This window comes from Rhodococcus sp. NPDC058532 (genome assembly GCF_042719255.1).
GTDB lineage: Bacteria > Actinomycetota > Actinomycetes > Mycobacteriales > Mycobacteriaceae > Rhodococcus_G.
Genome location: NZ_JBHXNU010000004.1, coordinates 91,826 through 111,541, shown reverse-complemented (window position 1 = coordinate 111,541; position 19,716 = coordinate 91,826). Strand labels below are relative to the sequence as shown.

At 71.2% G+C, this 19,716-nt stretch carries 18 protein-coding genes; 8 read left to right on the top strand and 10 right to left on the bottom strand.

Annotated features, from left to right (window positions below):
• Window positions 1-73 precede the first annotated feature (73 nt).
• The 6 genes from ACFWQG_RS06850 to ACFWQG_RS06825 form a co-directional block, all read right to left on the bottom strand.
• Window positions 74-529, bottom strand: a complete 456-nt coding sequence (locus ACFWQG_RS06850) for a barstar family protein (protein ID WP_378506849.1) — start codon at window positions 527-529, stop codon at window positions 74-76.
• A complete protein-coding gene (locus ACFWQG_RS06845; protein ID WP_378506848.1) occupies window positions 529-1,044 on the bottom strand; it encodes a ribonuclease domain-containing protein in 516 nt (171 codons plus the stop codon). The genes ACFWQG_RS06850 and ACFWQG_RS06845 overlap by 1 nt, the downstream gene beginning before the upstream one ends.
• Window positions 1,041-1,844, bottom strand: a complete 804-nt coding sequence (locus ACFWQG_RS06840) for an exodeoxyribonuclease III (protein ID WP_378506847.1) — start codon at window positions 1,842-1,844, stop codon at window positions 1,041-1,043. The genes ACFWQG_RS06845 and ACFWQG_RS06840 overlap by 4 nt, the downstream gene beginning before the upstream one ends.
• A 34-nt stretch (window positions 1,845-1,878) precedes the next feature.
• Complete coding sequence (locus tag ACFWQG_RS06835) at window positions 1,879-3,021, bottom strand: MFS transporter (RefSeq protein WP_378507035.1); 1,143 nt, start codon at window positions 3,019-3,021, stop codon at window positions 1,879-1,881.
• A 143-nt stretch (window positions 3,022-3,164) separates the two neighbouring features.
• Window positions 3,165-4,928 carry a molybdopterin-dependent oxidoreductase gene (locus ACFWQG_RS06830; RefSeq protein WP_378506846.1) on the bottom strand — a complete coding sequence of 588 codons (1,764 nt, stop codon included), beginning with the start codon at window positions 4,926-4,928 and terminating at the stop codon, window positions 3,165-3,167.
• A gap of 107 nt (window positions 4,929-5,035) precedes the next feature.
• The gene (locus tag ACFWQG_RS06825) at window positions 5,036-6,259 is read right to left on the bottom strand and encodes an NADP-dependent isocitrate dehydrogenase (protein WP_378506845.1); all 1,224 of its coding nucleotides are present in this window, start codon (window positions 6,257-6,259) and stop codon (window positions 5,036-5,038) included.
• 358 nt (window positions 6,260-6,617) lie between these two features.
• Between ACFWQG_RS06825 and ACFWQG_RS06820 the strand changes: the two genes are divergently transcribed.
• From ACFWQG_RS06820 to ACFWQG_RS06810, 3 genes are all read left to right on the top strand, one after another.
• Window positions 6,618-7,451, top strand: a complete 834-nt coding sequence (locus ACFWQG_RS06820) for a shikimate 5-dehydrogenase (protein WP_378506844.1) — start codon at window positions 6,618-6,620, stop codon at window positions 7,449-7,451.
• Window positions 7,452-7,946: 495 nt separating this feature from the next.
• Complete coding sequence (locus ACFWQG_RS06815) at window positions 7,947-8,357, top strand: helix-turn-helix domain-containing protein (protein ID WP_378506843.1); 411 nt, start codon at window positions 7,947-7,949, stop codon at window positions 8,355-8,357.
• Between the two features lie 58 nt (window positions 8,358-8,415).
• Window positions 8,416-9,042 carry a PIN domain-containing protein gene (locus ACFWQG_RS06810; RefSeq protein ID WP_378506842.1) on the top strand — a complete coding sequence of 209 codons (627 nt, stop codon included), beginning with the start codon at window positions 8,416-8,418 and terminating at the stop codon, window positions 9,040-9,042.
• A 187-nt stretch (window positions 9,043-9,229) separates the two neighbouring features.
• Here ACFWQG_RS06810 and ACFWQG_RS06805 read toward each other — a convergent pair whose 3' ends face one another.
• On the bottom strand, window positions 9,230-10,261 hold the full coding sequence (locus ACFWQG_RS06805) for a phosphotransferase family protein (protein ID WP_378506841.1): 1,032 nt from the start codon (window positions 10,259-10,261) through the stop codon (window positions 9,230-9,232).
• A gap of 236 nt (window positions 10,262-10,497) precedes the next feature.
• Here ACFWQG_RS06805 and ACFWQG_RS06800 point away from each other — a divergent pair, with 236 nt between their 5' ends.
• The 4 genes from ACFWQG_RS06800 (at window position 10,498) to ACFWQG_RS06785 (ending at window position 15,188) form a co-directional block, all read left to right on the top strand.
• Window positions 10,498-11,883, top strand: a complete 1,386-nt coding sequence (locus tag ACFWQG_RS06800) for a cytochrome P450 (RefSeq protein ID WP_378506840.1) — start codon at window positions 10,498-10,500, stop codon at window positions 11,881-11,883.
• A gap of 105 nt (window positions 11,884-11,988) precedes the next feature.
• Window positions 11,989-13,074, top strand: coding sequence for a thiamine pyrophosphate-dependent enzyme (locus ACFWQG_RS06795; RefSeq protein ID WP_378506839.1), 1,086 nt, complete (start codon window positions 11,989-11,991; stop codon window positions 13,072-13,074).
• The gene (locus ACFWQG_RS06790; protein ID WP_378506838.1) at window positions 13,071-14,051 is read left to right on the top strand and encodes an alpha-ketoacid dehydrogenase subunit beta; all 981 of its coding nucleotides are present in this window, start codon (window positions 13,071-13,073) and stop codon (window positions 14,049-14,051) included. The genes ACFWQG_RS06795 and ACFWQG_RS06790 overlap by 4 nt, the downstream gene beginning before the upstream one ends.
• A 9-nt stretch (window positions 14,052-14,060) precedes the next feature.
• The gene (locus ACFWQG_RS06785; protein WP_378506837.1) at window positions 14,061-15,188 is read left to right on the top strand and encodes a dihydrolipoamide acetyltransferase family protein; all 1,128 of its coding nucleotides are present in this window, start codon (window positions 14,061-14,063) and stop codon (window positions 15,186-15,188) included.
• 169 nt (window positions 15,189-15,357) lie between these two features.
• On the opposite strand, the gene ACFWQG_RS06780 is transcribed toward ACFWQG_RS06785, so the two are convergent.
• Both ACFWQG_RS06780 and ACFWQG_RS06775 read right to left on the bottom strand, forming a co-directional pair.
• Window positions 15,358-16,332, bottom strand: coding sequence for a DMT family transporter (locus ACFWQG_RS06780; RefSeq protein WP_378506836.1), 975 nt, complete (start codon window positions 16,330-16,332; stop codon window positions 15,358-15,360).
• 48 nt (window positions 16,333-16,380) lie between these two features.
• Window positions 16,381-17,787 carry a PLP-dependent aminotransferase family protein gene (locus tag ACFWQG_RS06775; RefSeq protein WP_378506835.1) on the bottom strand — a complete coding sequence of 469 codons (1,407 nt, stop codon included), beginning with the start codon at window positions 17,785-17,787 and terminating at the stop codon, window positions 16,381-16,383.
• A gap of 143 nt (window positions 17,788-17,930) precedes the next feature.
• Here ACFWQG_RS06775 and ACFWQG_RS06770 point away from each other — a divergent pair, with 143 nt between their 5' ends.
• Window positions 17,931-19,124: an MFS transporter gene (locus ACFWQG_RS06770; RefSeq protein ID WP_378506834.1), complete on the top strand. Its 1,194-nt coding sequence runs from the start codon at window positions 17,931-17,933 to the stop codon at window positions 19,122-19,124.
• A gap of 31 nt (window positions 19,125-19,155) precedes the next feature.
• On the opposite strand, the gene ACFWQG_RS06765 is transcribed toward ACFWQG_RS06770, so the two are convergent.
• Complete coding sequence (locus ACFWQG_RS06765) at window positions 19,156-19,491, bottom strand: hypothetical protein (RefSeq protein WP_378506833.1); 336 nt, start codon at window positions 19,489-19,491, stop codon at window positions 19,156-19,158.
• Window positions 19,492-19,716: the final 225 nt, after the last annotated feature.

The following is a 19,716-nucleotide window of genomic DNA, read 5'->3' as shown; positions in this document are numbered from 1 at the left end:
CCCCGATCTTTTCATGCCCGAGGCCGGGCCCCGGCGTCCGCCCTGCGGCCGCCGGGCCGACGACCACGGCCGGTCAGTCGTCGATGCGCTGCACCGGCGCCCCGGCCGCCGCCCATCGCCGCGTCACCGCCGCCGAGCGCGTCGGCCCGGCCTGGGCCACCACCCGGATCGACGCGTCCGCGAACGCCGACAGCAGCCAGCCGATCTCCTGCGGCTCCTCGCCGAGCAGCGCGTCCGCGTCGCGCACCACGACGACCAGTTCGGGCGCGTCCCCGAGCCAGTCCCGCCAGTCCCGGAGGCATTCGTCGAAGGCGTCCCGGTTGCCGCCGAAGTAGTACGGGAACTGCAGGGCCGCGGCGACCTCGTCGTAGACGGCGGCGACGGTCGGCATCTTGGGTCCGCGGACCAGCCGGACCGCGTACCCGCTCTCGGTGAGCGCGTAGGCGGCGTTGTCGGCGTCGCGCGGCGCCCCGGGAAGCAGCCCGACGATCGGCGGCTGGGCGGTCACGAACTGGTGCAGGGTGGTCACTAGCGCATCCTTACGAACGACGTGTAGTGGTCACCGGTGTACCAGGCGCTGGTGTCGCTCCCGGTGACGATCCGCTCCGCGTCGCGTGTTTCCCCGCGGCGTTTCGGGTTCACGTCCCATTCCCGGTACCGAATCGACGCGCCACCGGGCTCGGTGCGGGGCAGCGTCGCGTCCCGGTTCCGCCACGGGTCGCCGCCCTTCGTGCCCGGCGCGTCCGCCGACCCGGGCCAGCGGCCCGCGTCGATCTCGGCGAGCGTCACCCACGCCGCGTCGGGCACCGGGACCGGGACGACGCCGCGCGGGCCCGCGGTCACCGGGGCCGCGGAGGCCCGGGACGGGCCCGTCGGGTCCGGCGGCCGCGGTGCGGTCGCGGTCGTTGTCGTGGTCGACGATCCGGTCGCCGGTCCGGATCCCGGGTCGTCGGCGGGGCCGGTGAGCAGGAACCCGGCCACCACCGCGACGATCGCGACGACGGTGCCAAGGACGGCGCGGGCCCGCGCCCCGAACCGGGTCACCGGTACCGCACCGTGACCGGCGCGTGGTCGGACCAGCGCTGGTCGTAGGACGCGGCGCGTTCGACGACGGCCTCCTTCGCCCGCTCGGCGAGGCCAGCGGTCGCGGCCTGGTAGTCGATCCGCCAGCCGGAGTCGTTGTCGAACGCCTTGCCGCGGTACGACCACCAGCTGTACGGCCCGGCGAGGTCGGGGTGCAGCCCGCGCACCACGTCCACCCAGCCGTGCTCGCCGAACACCGTGCTCATCCACTCCCGCTCGTGCGGCAGGAACCCGGAGTTCTTGACGTTGCCCTTGTGGTTCTTCAGGTCCAGTTCGGTGTGCGCGATGTTCCAGTCGCCGCACACGACGACGTCCCGGCCCGCCCCGGCGGCCGACGCGGCGGTCGCGGCCAGGTGCGCGCCGAACGAGGCGAGGAACCGTTCCTTCTCGTCCTGCCGCTCGGTGCCGACCTCCCCGGACGGCAGGTACAGGCTGGCGACGGTCAGCTCGTCGAAGTCGGCCTCCAGATAGCGGCCTGCCGCGGTGAACTCGTCGTCGCCGTGCCCGATCCGGACGGCGTCCGCCTGCCTGCGGGAGAGCACCGCGACGCCGTTGCGGCCCTTGATCGCGGACTCCGCCGTCGCCAGGTGCCAGCCCGCGTCGAGTGCCGGGGCGAGGGTGGCGCGCAGCTGCGTGTCGTCGGCGCGGGTCTCCTGCAGGCAGACCACGTCCGCGTCGGTGGCGGCGAGCCACTCCAGCAGACCCTTCTTCGCGGCGGCCCGGACGCCGTTGACGTTGACGGTGGAAATGATGTGCGGCACGAGGGGAAACCGTATCGGATGGGGTCCGCGGCGATCAGGCGTGGCCGCGCCTGCGCTCGAGCAGGACCGCGCAGGCGAGCACCAGCAACCCCGCGACGGCGAGCAGTGCGCCGACCGCCGCCGGCGCGGTGTACCCGAAGCCCGCGGCGATCACCACGCCACCGATCCAGGCGCCGAACGCGTTCGCGACGTTGAGCGCGGCATGGTTCAGCGCGGCGGCGAGGGTCTGCGCGTCGGCGGCGACGTCCATCAGCCGGGTCTGCAGCGCGGGCACCATCGCGGAGCCGGCCAGCCCGATCAGGAACACGAACAGCAGCGCGGTCACCGGGGTGTGCGCGGCGGCGACGAACACCGCGAGGATCACCGCCAGCGCGACCATCGTCGCGGCCAGCCCGGTCATCAGTGCCCGATCGGCGAGATACCCGCCGAGCAGGTTGCCCGCAACCATGCCCAGGCCGTACAGCATCAGCGCCAGCGGCACCAGGGAGCGGGCCATCCCGGACACGTCGGTCAGCGTGGTGCTGATGTAGGAGTAGACGGCGAACATACCGCCGAAACCGACCATGCCCATGATCAGCGTCAGCCACACCTGCACCCGGCCGAGCGCACCGAGTTCGGTGACCGGGTTCGTGGTCGGCATGTCCCCGAGCCGGGGGATCCAGCGCAGCAGCGACCCGACGGTGATCACCCCGATCACCGCGACGAGCGCGAACGCGGAGCGCCACCCGAGGTGCTGGCCGAGCCAGGCGGCGGCGGGAACCCCGACGACGTTGGCGACCGACAGGCCGAGCATCACCGTCGCGACCGCCTTCGCGCGGCGCCCCGGTTCGGCGAGATGCGCGGCGACCAGCGCCGCGACGCCGAAGTACGCGCCGTGCGGCAGGCCCGCGACGAACCGCGCCGCCATCAGCGTCGCGTAGCTCGGCGCGAACACCGATGCCGCGTTGCCGACCGTGAACGCGACCATCAGCACGATCAGCAGGGTGCGGCGCGGCATCCGCGCGGTCAGCGCCGCGATCGTCGGGGCGCCGACGACCACCCCGAGCGCGTACGCGGAGATGACGTGCCCGGCGGTCGGTTCGCTGATGCCCAGCCCGGTCGACATCTCCGGCAGCAGGCCCATCGCGACGAACTCGGTCGTGCCGATCCCGAAGCCGCCCAGCGCCAACGCGAGCATCGCGAGGAGCCGACGGCGGTCACGGGGCGCACCGCCGGCGCGGGCCGGTCCGGAAGGGGTGAGTGTCGAAACCACCGACCGATTGTCCGCGTGGGGGCCGCGCGGACCCCAACCGAGGGCGGGTGAGTTCGCTCACCGGGCCGTCACAGGGACTGCCGGTACCCGAAGAATTCGTGGTCCTCGTTGTAGCCGCCGAAGCCGCGGCCGATCGACTCGAAGTCGGAGACGAACTCGATCGCCCCGATCCACTTGACGTGCTTGAACCCGAGCTGCACCTCGTTGCGCAGCCGGATCGGGGCGCCGTGCCCGTAGCTGAGCGGCGCGTCGTTCATGTCGTAGGCGAGCATCGTCAGGTGGTAGCCCATCTGCTCGATCGGGTGCGCGTCGTAGTAGGTGCCGCCGTCGGCGCCCTCCCCGAGCGAGTAGAAGACCACCCACCGGACCTCCGGGCTTGGCTTGACCAGCTCCATCACCGTCGTCATCGACACCCCGCCCCATTTCGCGACACCGGACCAGCCCTGGATGCAGAAGTGCTGGGTGATCTGCTCGTGGTGCGGCAGGGCGCGCACCTCGGTCAGGCTCAGGTCCACCGGGTTGTCCACCTCGCCGCCGATCCGCAACCGGTAGTCGGCGAAGTCGCTGTCCTGCAGGGCACGGTAGGTGTCGTTCTCGGGGTAGCGCCCGTTGTGCCACAGGTACGGCGAGATGTCCGCCTCGGTGTACTCGCCGGGCTTCGTGTCGACGTGTTCGAACAGCCGCTCGGCGGGGCCGAGCAGCGCCGCACCGACCCGCTGGATCAGCCGCGGATACCGGAAGGTCACCGGGGTCGCGGCCACCCAGCCGACGATCACCACGACCATCGACGCCGCGAACACCGCGAAGCCGACCCAGGTGTTCGCGTCCCGTCCGGCGTACATGTGGTTGAGGTTCCGCAACAGGCCGGTGGTGAATACGAGGGCGACGTGGATGACGATGAACAGCAGGAACCACACCAGCACCAGGAAGTGCAGCGACCGCGCGACCTGGATGCTCAGCACCCGGCTGAGCGCACGGAACCGGGTGGACAGGGCGGGCGACATGCCCAGGCCGGTGAGCAGCGCCGCGGGCCCGACCACGAAGACGGTCACGAAGTAGGTCAGCTGTTGCAGGCTGTTGTAGGCGACCCAGCCGTTCTCCGTCGGCCAGTCGAGGGACAGGTACTCGATGAGCACGGTCACGGAGTTGGGGAAGACGTCCCAGCTGGTCGGGACGAGACGACGCCAGTGGCCGGTGGCGAACAGCAGAATGTAGAACACCAGGCCGTTGACCAGCCACAGGACGTCGATCCCGAGGTGCCACCAGCGGGCGAAGCCGATGGAATGCCGGACCCCGGGCAGCCCGACCTGGCCGGGCAGCGACACCGAGTCCTGCTTCGCCGTCCACAGCGGATCGTCCGGGACGGGCTTCTGGATCCGGAACCACTCCCGGCCCGGCGTGCAGTGCCGGGTCCAGTACAGCCGCGGATGGTCGGTGATGATCTGAATGCCCGACCGGATGATGAACGTCATCAGGAACAGGTTGAAGAAGTGCTGCCAGCCGACCCACGCGGGAATCCCCGGACCGACCCCGGGATCCACCACACCGGGGTTGCGTTCCATGAACGCCTGGACGGACGGGTTGCCGCGCAGGCCCTGCGCGGCGGCGACGGCGGCGATGAGCAGGACGAAGCCGATCGGGATGAGCCACAGCAGGTTCAGCCACCGGTCCCGTCCGATCCGCACCCGGGGCGCCAGCGCGGGCGAGGGTGGGACGGATCCCGACCAGGTGGCGATGTCGACCCGGTCCTCGCCGCTGCGCCGCACTCCTCGGCGCAGGTCCGGACCGGTTCCGTTGTCCCCGTCCCGACCTTCCGCACCGTGAAGTGTCATGCGTCGCAAGGTAACACCGCACAGTCGGCCCCGCAGGGTACGCCGAAGGGCCACCCCAGCGATCGACGATCGCGGGGGTGGCCCTTCGTGACGAACGCGCGCGCGGACTACTTGGCCGCGTACGCCTTCTGCAGGTTCTCGTCCAGCGCGCCGAGGAACTCCTCGGTGGTCAGGTAGCCCTGGTCCCCGCCGACGAGCAGCGCGAGGTCCTTGGTCATCTGGCCGCCCTCGACGGTCTTGATGACGACGTCCTCAAGCTGCTGCGCGAAGCCGATGACGTCGGGGGTGCCGTCCAGCTTGCCGCGGTGCTCGAGGCCCCGGGTCCAGGCGAAGATCGACGCGATCGGGTTGGTCGACGTCGGCTTGCCCTGCTGGTGCTGGCGGTAGTGCCGGGTGACGGTGCCGTGCGCGGCCTCCGCCTCGACGGTCTTGCCGTCCGGGGTCATCAGCACCGAGGTCATCAGGCCCAGCGAGCCGTAGCCCTGCGCGACGGTGTCGGACTGGACGTCGCCGTCGTAGTTCTTGCAGGCCCAGACGTAGCCGCCCTCCCACTTCAGCGAGGAGGCGACCATGTCGTCGATCAGGCGGTGCTCGTAGGTCAGGCCCGCGGCGTCAAACTCGGCCTTGAACTCTTCCTCGTAGATCCGCTGGAACTCGTCCTTGAACATGCCGTCGTAGGCCTTGAGGATCGTGTTCTTGGTCGACAGGTAGACCGGGTAGTTCTGCTGCAGGCCGTAGGCCAGCGACGCCCGCGCGAAGTCCTGGATGGACTTCTTGTAGTTGTACATGCCCATCACGACGCCGCCGTCCTCGGGCAGCTTGCACACCTCGTGCTGGATCGGCTCGGAGCCGTCGTCCGGGGTGTACGTGATGGTGACGGTGCCCGCGCCGGGCGCCTTGAAGTCGGTGGCGCGGTACTGGTCGCCGAACGCGTGACGTCCAACGATGACCGGCTTGGTCCAGCCCGGAACCAGGCGCGGCACGTTGGAGATCAGGATCGGCGCGCGGAAGATGGTGCCGCCGAGGATGTTGCGGATGGTGCCGTTCGGCGAACGCCACATCTTCTTGAGGCCGAACTCCTCGACCCGGGCCTCGTCCGGGGTGATGGTCGCGCACTTGACGCCGACGCCGTGCTTCTTGATGGCGTTCGCGGCGTCGATGGTGACCTGGTCGTCGGTCTTGTCGCGGTACTCGATGCCGAGGTCGTAGTACTCGAGGTTCACATCCAGGTACGGATGAACCAGCTTGTCTTTGATGAACTGCCAGATAATGCGGGTCATCTCGTCGCCGTCGAGTTCGACGACGGTGCCCTCAACCTTGATCTTGGACATGTGTACTTCGCGTCCTCCTAGGAAGTTTCCCCTGGTCACACGGTCTGTCGACCGCTTCGTGAGCGGTCGGCGAACGACTCAATCGATAAACCTATACGTGGCGCGCGAGCACCGGGCTGCCGCGCCAAACAAGACAAGCGTACTGCTAGCGGCGTTTCGCACAACGGCCGACCCCACGGGCCCACCCCCTACCAATCGGTAACTTCTCCCAGTTCAGACCCCCACCAGCGGCGCGGCCCGCGACCCCACCGCGCCCGACGCCGCACCGGCGTCGACGACGACGCCCCCAGACTCTACGTCCGGATGTGAGGCGAGTCACCTCCGTGCCTGCGGTCGCCGCCCCGGATACCGTGGTCGGGTGCGCCGGATCAGCAGGGACACCATCACCAGGGATACGACGCTGTGCATGTCGCTGTCCGGACGGCCGTCGAACCTCGGGACCCGGTTCCACAATCACCTCTACGAGGAGCTCGGCCTCGACTACCTGTACAAGGCGTTCACCACCACCGACCTGCCGTCCGCGATCGCGGGGATCCGGGCGCTCGGGATCCGCGGCTGCGGGGTGTCGATGCCGTTCAAGGAGGCCTGCCTCGAGCACGTCGACGTGCTGCACCCGTCCGCGGCGGCGATCGCGTCGGTGAACACGATCGTCAACGAGTCCGGCGTGCTGCACGCCCACAACACCGACTACGAGGCGGTGGTCACCCTGCTCACCGACCGTGGGGTCGACCCCGCGACCCCGGCCGTCGTCGCGGGCAGCGGCGGCATGGCCAAGGCCGTCGTCGCGGCCCTGCGCGCCTGCGGGTTCCGGGCGGTGACGGTGCTGGCCAGGAACGAGACCACCGGGCGGGCGCTTGCCCGGCAGTACGGGTTCGAATGGCACCCCGCACCGGACGGGCAACGGACGGGACTGCTGGTCAATGCCACCCCGATCGGCATGGCGGGCGGTCCCGGCACGGAGGCCTGCCCCTTCGACCTGGACGTCGTGCGGGCCGCCGACACCGTGTTCGACGTCGTGGCGATGCCCGCGGACACGCCGCTGGTCCGGGCGGCCAGGGCCGCGGGCACGGCGGTCATCACCGGGGACGAGGTGAGCGCGCTGCAGGCCGCCGCCCAGTTCGTGCTGTACACCGGCGTGACCCCGACCCCCGACCAGATCCGCCGGGCGTCGGAGTTCTCCCGACGAACGTGATCGAGCGGGGCGAGGCCGGAACGACGCCGTCCGCCCGGCTCTGGTGAGCGGGGCGGACGGAAGTCGAGATGGAGGCGGGCCCGCAGGCCTCGCAGAGAGGCGAATCAGGCCTCGGGGGTGGTAACCGGCGGGGTGGTCTCCGGGGTCTCGGCGTCGGCCGAGAAGCTGCCGAGCAGGCCGGTGAGCAGTTCGAGGATCTTCTCCATGATGTACCCCTTCGGTTGTCGTATCGGCCGGATCCGGCCGCGACCCAGTGTGCACGGCCGGCGGCCCGCTGTCCCAGGTTTCGAAAGTGAACTTTTCAAGACATGTGCGATCACGATCGGACAACCATTGCCCGCACCGGCGGGTTCAGCGCGGGCCGGCACAGCGCTGCGCACGTCGCCGCCGAACACTGGCGTACCGGGGGTCTGGATTGTCCACCACGCATACGGCGTTGCACTTGTAAGTGAAACAGGGGTACGGTCGGCGGTAGACAGCAGGAGGCGCAAGGCGATGAACACGGTGATCGACAGCGGAGTCGGAAAGACAACCCTGACGGTGACGTCCGATCAGGTGTCGCAGGCCGGGGCGTTCGACCCGACGGCACTGCGGTCGGTGGTGCCAGCCGAGCTGGCCGGAATCCTCACCGAGGTGGTGCGGATCGTCGCGGCCGGGGGCACGGTGACGATCGGGTCGACGCCGGCCGAGCTGACCACCACCTCAGCGGCGGATCTGCTCGGGATCTCCCGGCCGACGCTGATGAAACTGGTACGGGAAGGCCAGATCCTCGCGCACAAGGTCGGCACCCACACCCGACTGAATACCTCCGATGTCCTCGGCTATCGGGATCGACTGCGTGAGCGGCAACGGGCGGCGCTGCAGGAGCTGCGTGACTTCGAAGAAGCGGAGGGTCTGGACTACTGACCATCCGGGACCGGTGGTGCGGCACGGGCGGTCGGCGCCGGCACCTATTGTCACTCGGGTGAGTTCACGAGTTCCGAACGTGCTGCCGGACGCGAACGTGCTGTATTCGCGGACGCTGCGGGACTGGTTCTGCCTGGTGGCCACCCGGTCCGGTCCACCGCTGTTCCACCTGCGCTGGTCCGAGGACATACTCGCGGAGCTGGTCTATCACCTGCGCAAGAACCACCCGCACTTCTCCGACCGTCAGATCGGAGGAGTGCGGGACCGCATCATCTCCGTCGCCGAGCACGGCCCGATCCGTGGATACGAGATCGACCCCGACCTCGAGTACACCGACGAGTACGACGCGCACCTGCATGCCGCCGCCGAACACGGCGGCGTCCAGTACGTCATCACCAATGACCGCGGATTCCACGACTTCGCCGCGGCCAATGATGATCACCTCGGCTACGAGGTGTACACCCCGGACGACTTCCTGATGCTCGTTCACCGGGATGCGATCGCCACGGTCCGCGAGGCGTTGCTCGACCAGATCGCCTACTTCCGCCGACGCGGCGAGCCGTTCAACCTCGCCGCCCGTCTCGAGTCGGCTCAGGCACCGAAGTTCGCTGCCGCGGTCCGCGAGATGATGCAGGCGCCGGCGGTCGCCCAGGCTCTCTCCTACGTTTCCGACACAACCAGATGAGGAGATATCCGGATGGCACATAGGCCAGGAGATTGGGTTCGTGAGCCGCGCTCGGCCGACTGCCCGACCTGCTCGAACTCGGTCTGATCAGGTCCAGATTCGGCGTCTCGAAATCGAACGGTTCCGGGACACCCGGACCCTGCCGCGGCGTGTCGGGATCAACCTGGGCGGGTTTCGTGACCTGAGTTCAGCGAAGGCCGGCCGCCGCAGCAACCTCCTGCGCCCGCGCGACAATGTCGTCGATGATCCGGGTCGACGGCCCGCCGGTCGCCGCGGCATTGCGCGGGTCGTCGAGGGTGCGGCGCAGCACCCCCTCCGCGATGATCGCCAGCTTCCACAGCGCCAGCGCGTGCCAGTAGCCGACCGCGGACCGGTCCCGGCCGGTGTCCGCGAAGTACGCGTCCGCGAGTTCGTCGCGGGTCGGGAAGCCCTCCGCGGAGGACGCGACGAACGGACCCTGCACGTGGTCGCCCGCCTCCGACCAGTACGCCAGCAGCGCCCCGACGTCCGCGAGCGGGTCGCCGAGCGTGCACAGTTCCCAGTCCAGCACCGCGACGACCCGGCCGTCGTCCCGGGCGGTGATGACGTTGCTTAGGTGGAAATCGCCGTGCACGAGGGTGGTTTCGGTTTGCTCCGGCGCGGTCCGGGAAAGCAGCGCGGTCAGGTCGTCGACGGCGGGCACGTCCCTGGTCCGGGACTTGTCCCACTGCCCGGACCACCGCCGAATCTGCCGCTCCGCGAACGGTGACCGGCTCGCCAGATCGTCGAGCCCGGCCAATTCCAGGTCGACCCGGTGGATGCTCGCCAACGCGCTCGGCATCGACAGCCCGGTGGCTCGGCGGCGCTCCGGGGTGAGCTCCTTGGCCACCCCGATGCTGTCGACGACGATCCCGTCGACGTGACTCATCAGCATCAGCGGCGCGTCGGTGACCGCCGGATCTTCGGTCAGGGCAAGCGCTTTCGGTACCGGAACGCCGGTACCCTGCAGCGCCGAGAGGATGCGATACTCGCGGGCGACGTCGTGCGCGGACGCCAGCAGGTGCCCGAGCGGGGGCCTGCGCAGCACCCAACTCGAGCCGCCCGAGTCGGTCACCCGGTAGGTGAGGTTGGACTGCCCGTTGCCGATCCGGGTGAACGTCAGCGGCGCCAGCGCGCCGACCCCGAGATCCGCGATCCAGGCGGAGACCGCCCGCTCGTCCAAGCCAACGACGTCGCCCATCGACCGCTCCCCTCACTGATCGCCCGCCCGCCCCGGTCGGGGCGGATCGACGGGTGCTGCCCATCCGACACGATGCTAGTGCCGTCGCGCCGTTCGGGAGCGACCTCGGCAACGACGCCCCGGTTCGCCGAAGTGGAACCGGCACATCACGAAACGGCAGCAGACAGTGCCGCCCGGATGCGGGAGAATGGCGGCGGCACAGTCCACCCTCGGGGGATGGAAGCGAGAGCATCCCGATGACCACCACCCTTCCGCACCCGCCGCGACGGCTGCCGCTGCTCGGCGACATGCTGACGGCCGACCCGCACCGCCCCGTCCAGCACATGGCCGAGCAGGCCGCGACGCTGGGGCCGATCTTCGACGTCCAGGTGTTCCGCGAGCATCTCACCGTGGTGTCCGGTCCCGACCTGTACGCGGACCTGTGCGACGACGCGCGGTTCGGCAAACGGATCGCGTTCAGCACCGCCTTCGCCCGCGAGATCACCGGCGACGCCCTGTTCGCCGCGTACACCACCGAGCCGAACTGGTCGCGCGCGCACAACATCCTGCAGCCCGCGTTCTCGCTGTCGGCGATGAAGAACTACCACGACACCATGGTCGAGACCAGCCGCGGCCTGATCACCCACTGGGACAGGGCGTCCCGGTCCGGGCCGGTGGACGTGCACACCGACACCAGCAAGCTGACGCTGCAGACGATCGGCCGGATCGGGTTCGGTCGCGACTTCCACTGCTTCGACTCCGCCGAGCCGGACCCGTACGCCGCCGCGACGCTGCGGGTGTTCGCCTACATGGGGCGGGCCGGGTACCGGATCCCGGTGCGCTGGCTCGACCAGCTCGTCCACCACCGCGCGATCGCGCGGGTCGATGCCGACGTGGCGTACACCCAGGAGGTCGTCGACGACGTCATCCGGGACCGGCGGGCGCACCCGGACGCCGCACCCGACGACGACCTGCTGGCCCTGATGCTGACCACCGCCGACCCGGAGACCGGCGAGTACCTCGACGACGAGAACATTCGCAACCAGGTCTTCACGTTCCTCGCCGCCGGGCACGAGACCACCTCCGGCACGATGTCGTTCGCGCTGCACCTGCTGGCCACCCACCCCGACGTCGCCGACCGGGCCCGCACCGAGATCGAGGCGCTGTGGCCCGCGGGCACCGAACCGGACCCGGCCTTCGCCGACGTCCACAAGCTCCGCTACCTGCGTCGCGTCGTCGACGAGACGCTGCGGCTGTGGCCGATCGGGCCGGGGTTCCTCCGCGAACCGCTGCACGACACCCTGCTCGGCGGCCGCTACCTGGTCCGGGCCGGGCAGCCGATGGTCGCCCTGACCCTTGCGGTGCACCGCGACCCGCTGTGGGGCGGCGACCCCCTCGCGTTCGACCCGGACCGCTTCCTCCCCGAACGGGCCCGCACCCGCCCGCCCGGCGTCTACAAGCCGTTCGGGACCGGCCTGCGGCAGTGCATCGGACGGCAGCTGGCGCTGCACGAGACGGTGCTCACGCTGGCGATGATCCTGCACCGCTTCGGCCTCGAACCCGACCCCGGATACCGGCTCCAGGTCGCCGAGGAGTTCACCCTCAAGCCCGCGAACCTGCGCCTCGGGCTGCGCCGCCGCTGACCTGGTTGCGTCCGGCGGGCAAAGGGGGATGCTGGGAGGTGAGGGCTCAGCGCGCCGGACGTGGTCTCACGAGGACCTCTTCGGCGCTGGCACGAGGAGGTCCCGGTGACCGACAGGGATTACCCGGTCCAGCTCGTCCAACCGGACGGCAGGCGGGTGCACGGCGCCCGGTACGCGGACGTCGTCGCCGACGTCGACGCGCAACGGCTGCGCGCACTGTACGAGGACATGGTGGTAGTGCGGCGCGTCGATACCGAGGCCACCGCGCTGCAGCGTCAGGGGCAGCTGGGGATCTGGGCGCCGTGCCTCGGACAGGAGGCCGCGCAGGTCGGGTCCGCGCACGCGCTCGCCGCCGACGACTATGTGTTCACCAGCTACCGCGAGCACGGGGTGGCCTACTGCCGCGGCGTCGACCCGGCGCAGTGGCCGCGGCTGTGGCGCGGGGTCGCGCTGTCCTGTTGGGATCCGAACGAGTTGGCGCTGACGAACCCGGCGATCGTCGTCGGCGCGCAGGGGCTGCACGCCACCGGCTACGCGATCGGGGCGCACCTCGACGGCGCCGAGATCGCGACCGTCGCCTACTTCGGGGACGGCGCCACCAGCCAGGGCGACCTGGCGGAGGCGCTCGGGTTTGCGTCGTCCTACCACGCCGGGGTGGTGTTCTTCTGCCAGAACAACCAGTGGGCGATCAGCGAACCGGTGACCCTGCAGAGCCCGGTCCCGCTGGCGCAGCGGGCAACCGGGTACGGCATTCCGTCGGCCCGGGTGGACGGCAACGACGTGCTCGCGGTGCTGGCCGTCACCCGAACCGCCGCGGCACGGGCCAGGGAGGGCAGCGGCCCGAGCTTCGTCGAGGCGTTGACGTGCCGGCTCGGCCCGCACACCACCTCCGACGACCCGACCCGCTACCGCGGCGCGGCCGACCTCGCCCCCTGGCAGGCCCGCGACCCGATCGACCGCGTCCGCCGACTCCTCGACCGCGAGGACGCCTGGGACGACACGCTCGACACCCGGGTCCGGGCGAAGGCGGACGAGGTGGCCGCGGCCTTCCGGGCCGGTGCACTCGCGCTGGCCGACCCCGACCCGATGACCCTGTTCGACCACGTCTACACCGGCCCCCATCCCCTGCTCGAGGAGGAACGCGGCCGGTACGCCGACTACCTGCGGACGCTGGAGGAGGTGCCGTCATGACCGCCACGATGACCCTGGCAGGCGCGATCAACGCCGGTCTGCGGCGGGCCCTCGAACACGACCCGAAGGTGGTGCTGCTCGGCGAGGACATCGGCGCGCTCGGCGGCGTCTTCCGCGTCACCGACACCCTGCAGAAGGACTTCGGTGACACCCGCGTCATCGACACCCCGCTCGCCGAGTCCGGCATCATCGGCACCGCATTCGGTCTCGCCCTGCGCGGCTACCGGCCGGTGTGCGAGATCCAGTTCGACGGGTTCGTGTACCCCGCCTTCGACCAGATCGTCTCGCAGGTCGCGAAGATCCACTACCGCACCGAGGGCCTGGTCCGGGCACCGCTCACGATCCGGATCCCGTTCGGCGGCGGTATCGGTGCGGTGGAACATCATTCGGAGTCACCGGAGGTGTACTTCGCACACACCGCGGGCCTGCGCGTCGTCAGCCCCGCCACCCCGGCCGATGCGTACACGATGATCCAGCAGGCCGTCGCCGACGACGACCCGGTGGTGTTCTTCGAACCGAAACGCCGGTACTGGGATCGCGGCGAGGTGGACCCCGACGCGGCGGCGGCCACCGACCTGTATCGGGCGCGGGTCGCCCGATCGGGCACCGACGCCACCCTCGTCGCGTACGGGCCGATGGTCGCGACCGCCATCGCCGCCGCGGATGTGGCCGAGCGGGAAGGGAATTCGCTGGAGGTGGTCGACCTGCGCTCGCTGTCGCCGATCGACTTCGACACCGTCGAGGCGTCGGTCCGGCGCACCGGGCGACTGGTGGTCGTGCACGAGGCCCCGGTGTTCGCCGGTCTCGGCGCCGAGATCGCCGCGCGGATCAGCGAACGCTGCTTCCACCGGCTGGAGTCGCCGGTCCTGCGGGTCGGCGGGTTCGCGACGCCGTACCCGCCCGCGCGCCTGGAGACGCATTTCCTGCCCGACCCCGACCGCATTCTCGACGCCGTCGACCGCGTCCTCGCCGCGTGAGGTGCCGCCGTGACCGAGAACGAGTTCCGACTGCCCGACCTCGGGGAGGGCCTGACCGAGGCGGACCTGCTGTCCTGGTCGGTGTCCGTCGGGGACACCGTTGCACTGAATCAGGTGCTCGCCGAGGTGGAGACCTCGAAGGCGGCCGTCGAGCTGCCCTCCCCGTTTGCGGGCACCGTCCGCGCGCTGCTCGCGGCGCCAGGGGACACCGTTCCGGTGGGGGCCCCGCTGATCCGGATCGAGACGATCGGCCACGACCCGGCGACCACCACCGATGCCGCCGCGGCCCAGCGTGATTCGGTCCTCGTCGGGTACGGCCCCAGCGCGCCCGCGCCGAGCAGGCGGCGGGCCCGCCGCGCGCCCACCCCGAGGTTCCCTAATGTCACATCGGCTCACGTCACGACCCCCGATGTGACATTAGGGAACCAGGCACCGGGGACGCAGACGCGGGTGCCGATCCGCGGCATCCGGAAGCGGACCGCCGCCGCGATGGTGCGCAGCGCGTTCACCGCGCCGCACGTGACGGTGTTCGCGACGTGCGACGTGACCGCGACGGTGCAGCTGCTGGATCGGCTCCGTGTGCTGCCGCAGTTCGCCGGCCTCACCCCGACCCCGCTCCCGCTGGTGGCGAGGGCGATGCTGGTGTCGCTGCGCACCCACCCGGACCTGAACTCGAGTTGGGACGAGGAGCGGCAGGAGATCGTCGTCGACAGCCGGGTGCACCTCGGGATCGCGACGGACACCGAGCGAGGTCTGCTGGTTCCGACGGTCCGCGATGCGCAGGCGATGAGTCTGGTCGAGTTGACCCGCGCGATCGACGACCGGGTTGCCGTCGCCCGCGCGGGCACCGCGACACCCGCCGACCTGACCGGCGGCACGATCACGATCACCAACGTCGGCGTGTTCGGCGTCGACGCGGGCACCCCGATCCTGACGCCCGGAGAGGCGGCGAACCTGTGCCTCGGCGCGATCGCACGCAGGCCGTGGGTGGTCGACGACGAGGTGGTCCCCCGGTGGGTGACGACGCTCGGGTTGTCGATCGACCACCGCGTCGTCGACGGGGCGCAGGGGTCCCGGTTCCTCGCCGACGTGGCCGCCCTCCTCACCGATCCCCTGACCCTCCTCGCCCGCGCCTAGGGCGTGTCTCCTAATCCCTCTCGGATGCACCTGGCCGGACAATCGTCGTCCGGGTAGGCGGAGGAGAAGCCGATACCGCTGTTGTATCGGCGCCGACGACAACGCCGCCGGGCGGCGATTGGACGCCAGGGGCGCCGAAATGGGGATTGGGAGACATGCCCTAGCCCGATCATCGGGACATCTCCTTGGGTGCGGACGCCCGGGCGCGCGGGACGTGGGCGGGGGTGCGCGCGCCGCGGGTACGCACCGCGAAGAGGGCGCAGGCGATGACGGCGAGGCCGCCGAGGAGGGTGCCCCCGGTGACCTGCTCGCCGAGCAGGAGCCCCGCCCAGCAGATGCTCATCACCGGCTGGGCCAGCTGCACCTGGCTGACCTGGGCCATCGGCCCGATCGCGAGCCCTCGATACCAGGCGAAGAAGCCGAGAAACGCGCTGACGGCCGCGAGGTAGGCGAACGCCGCCCACTCGATCGGGGTGCCGGCCTGCGGCTGCTCGACGACGGCGACACCCGCGAGGACGACCATCAGCGGCGAGGCGACCACCAGCGCCCAGGAGATCGTCTGCCACGAGCCGAGGGTGCGGGCGAGCACGCCGCCCTCCGCGTAGCCGATCGCGCAGACGATCACCGCGGCGAACAGCAGCAGGTCCGGCCAGCGGAGTCCGGTGCGGCCGCCGCCCTGCGCCGCGGCGAAGCCGACGGCCGCGACCGCGCCGGCCGCGGCGGCAAGCCAGAAGCCGCGGCCGGGCCGTTCGCGGGTCCGCACCACGGCAACCACCGCCGTCGCCGCGGGCAGCAGCGCGATCACGACCGCGCCGTGGCTGGCCGGTACCTCGGTGAGCGCATAGGAGGTCAGCAGCGGGAACCCGACGACCGTGCCGCCCGCCACCACACCCACCTGCAGCCACTGCCTCCCGCTGGGCCACCGCTGCCGCGTGAACCACAGCGCCAGGGCCGCCAGCGTCGCGGCGATCACCGCGCGGCCCGCGCCGACGAACATCGGCGACAGGTGACCGCTGTCGACGGCGACCCGGGTCAGCGGCACCGTGAAGGAGAACGCCGTCACCCCGAGCAGGCCCCAACCAAGCCCGGAACCACTCGATACCAGTGCTCGCGCCCTACCGATAGCGCTACTCACGTCATTCATGTTTGACGATAGCACCGTGTTGCCTGCTGACGCCGCCCCCGCGTCCGGTCAGCGCAGCTGCGTCCCCACCGCGCGCCCGATGATCCGGGCCGCGTCCGGGAACCGCGACGGATCCGGACCGGCGAAGTTCAGCCGGACGAACGGACCCGACGGATCCGCGGGAAACCACTCGGCGCCCGCCGCGATGAGCACGCCGTCCTGCTCGCAGTCCCGCACCAGGCGCTCCGCGTCGACCTCGTCGGGCAGCCGCAGCCACAGGTTCAGCCCGCCGCGCGGCAGGCGGTCCAGGGTCGCCTGCGGCAGGTGCTCGGCCACGCTTCGGGCAAGGAGGTCGCGCCGCTCGCGCAGCTGCCCCCGCAGGCTCCGCAGGTGCGTTCGCCAGGCGGGCGCCAGCACGACTTCCAGCGCCGCGGACTGCAGGACACCGCTGACGTACATCGACTCGGCGCCCCGGTCCGCCACCATCCGCTCCCGGACCGGCCCGCGCGCGATTACCGCGCCGACCCGCACCGCCGGGGAGACGCTCTTGGTCAGGGACCGGATGTAGACGATGTGGCCGGTGTCGTCGTAGGCGGCCATCGGCACGGCCTCCCCGTCGATCGCGAAGTCACACGCCCAGTCGTCCTCGACCAGGAACGCGCCGTGCTCGCGCACCACCGCCAGCACCCGTTCGCGCCTGGTCGACGACCACTGCGCGCCCGTCGGATTGGCGAAGGTCGGCTGCGCGTAGAACAGGCGAGCGCCGGTCTCGGCGAACGCGCGGGCGACGTCGTCGGGGTCCGGACCGTCGGCATCGCCAGCGACCGGGACGATCTGGACCCCGGCCTGCGCCGCGGCGAGGATCGCCCCCCAGTAGGTCGGGGACTCCATCAGCACCGGCAGTCCGGGCCCGGCGACCGACCGGAACACCGAGGTCAGCCCGCTCTGGGTGCCGGGAACCACGAGCACGTCGCGGGGCGCAACCGCCGTCACCCCGGCCGGGGTCCGGGACGCCAACTCGCTGGCGAACCAGGCCTGCAGTTCGGGCAGGCCCTGCGCGGGCGACCGCGTCACCGCCGTCTCCCCCCGGGCCGCGCGCGCGAGCGCCGATCGGACGATCCGCTCCGGAAGGAGCTCGCGAGCCGGATAGCCCGAATGCAGCTCGATCGCGTCGATCGCCGGCTCGCGCAGCGGCGCGGCGAGGCTGGGCACGCTCGCCGCGGCCGAACGCAGGGCGCTGGTCTGCCAGCCGAAATCCAGGGCCCGCGGCGTGCGGTGCCCCAGGACGAAGCTGCCCGCCCCGGGGCGGCTCTCGACCAGCCCCAGCCCGATCAGGGTCCGCATCGCCTTCTGCACCGTCACCGGGCTGGCGCCGTACCGGCCGGCCAGCTCCCGACTGGACGGCAGCTGCGCGCCGGGCGCGGCGGACGCGATCCAGGCACGGAGATCCGTCACGATCCGATCAGCGCTACTCACAAACCCGACTCTACGTCGATAGCGGTAGGGGGCAGGCAGCAACGCGCAGCTGCGGGTCGACCCGGTCGGGACCGGGACGGCACCGACGCGTGAGCACCGTTCTCCGATCCGGTGATCGCCGCGGCCAGCCACAATGGGTGCCGATGACCCTCGCGACGCTCGACCCCGCCCGGCTCCGTTCCGCCCGCGCCGCCGTGTTCGGCGTGTTCGCCGTCAACGGCTTCCTGCTCGCCGCCTGGGTCGTGCACATCCCGCCGATCTCCGACCGCACCGGCGTCAGCCACGCGACGCTGGGCTGGCTGCTGCTGGTGCTGGCCGGGGGCGCGCTGGTCGGCATGCAGATCGCGGGACCGCTCGCCGACCGGTGGGGCAGCCGCCGGATGATCGGCGCGGCCGGACTGCTGCTGTCCGTCGGCGCGATCGGGCCGGGACTGGCGTCGGACGCGACGGGCCTTGCGGTGGCGTTGGCCGTGTTCGGGCTCGGGAACGGCGCGCTGGACGTGTCGATGAACTCGCAGGCCGTGCACGTCGAACGGGCCTACGGCAGGCCGATCATGTCGGCGTTCCACGCGTTGTTCTCGCTCGGTGGGGTGGTCGGGTCGGTGCTGGGCGCCGCGACCCTTGCCGCGGGCGTTGCCCCGCCGACCGCGCTGGCCGGTGCCGGGGCGCTCGGCGCCGCGACGATCCTCGGCTGCCTGCCCGCGCTGCTCCCCCACGAACCGCACCCGCCCGAAGCTTCCGAGACCGGCACCGGGCGGCGGCCGCCGACCCGGGCCGCGACCCGGCGCGTCCTCGCCCTCGGCACCATCGCGTTCGCGCTGTTCCTCGCCGAGGGGGCGGCCAACGACTGGAGCACCCTGCAGGTGAAGGAGCATCTCGGCACGTCGGATGCGACCGCGGCGCTCGCGTTCGGCGCGTTCGCGGTAATGATGACCGTCGGCAGGCTCACCGCGGATCGGGTTGCCGCCGCCCTCGGCCCAGTCGCCGTGGTCCGGTACGGCACCCTGATCGCGGCGGTCGGGCTGACGGCGGTGATCGGCTCGGGTTGGGTGTGGCTGACGCTGGCCGGCTGGGCGGTGTTCGGCCTCGGCCTGTCGGGGTGCATTCCGCAGATCTTCACCGCGGCGGGCAATCTGCACGAGGGGGCGCCGGGGGTGAACATGTCGCGGGTCGTCGGCATGGGCTACCTGGGCCTGCTGGCCGGTCCTGCGCTGCTCGGCTGGCTCACCGAGGTGATCCCGCTGACGTTGACCCTCACCGTCCCCCTGGTGTTCGTCCTGGTCGCGTGCCGGTTCGCGGACCAGGTCCGACCGGCCGCAGCAGCTGACGAGCTGTGACTCGCGGCGCTAGGTGACGGTGTTGGCGCGGTCAGGGGACCGTCCAGGCGCCAGCGCCGGGCGTGCTCGCGAGTAGCCCATATCCATCGGGCAGGGTGGCCAGAGCGACCACCGTCCCGGAACCGGTCTCGACCTCTGCGCCGTCACGGAGGTATGCGACGCCCGCTGCACCGGTTGAGATGTTCCGCCAATGGACGAAGACATCGGTGTACGGCCCAAATCGGGTCACTCCCGGAGCGTCCGTGTCGGTAGTGGCAGTCAGGTAGTAGGTGCCCGCGCTCGGGAGTCCGGTCACACCGACGCCGAAACCGGAACCGGGAATGGCGAAGACCGTGTCGGTCGGTGCGGCGGCCGCGGGGTGTGCCACCAGGAGCAGCGCAGCGCCAGCTCCGGCGACGATCGATGCTCGGCGTAGACGGTGACGGTGCCACATCGACGAACCTCCCTGCCCGGCGGCCCGCTCCAAACCCCCCCGAACATCGGCGCTGGCCCAAGAAGCCCTCATTCTACGTCCGAGACGAGCCCTAGGCAGACAGCTGCGCGCGGCCGGAAACCGTGGTTTCCGGCCGCGCGCAGCTGTCGGTCGGGTGGG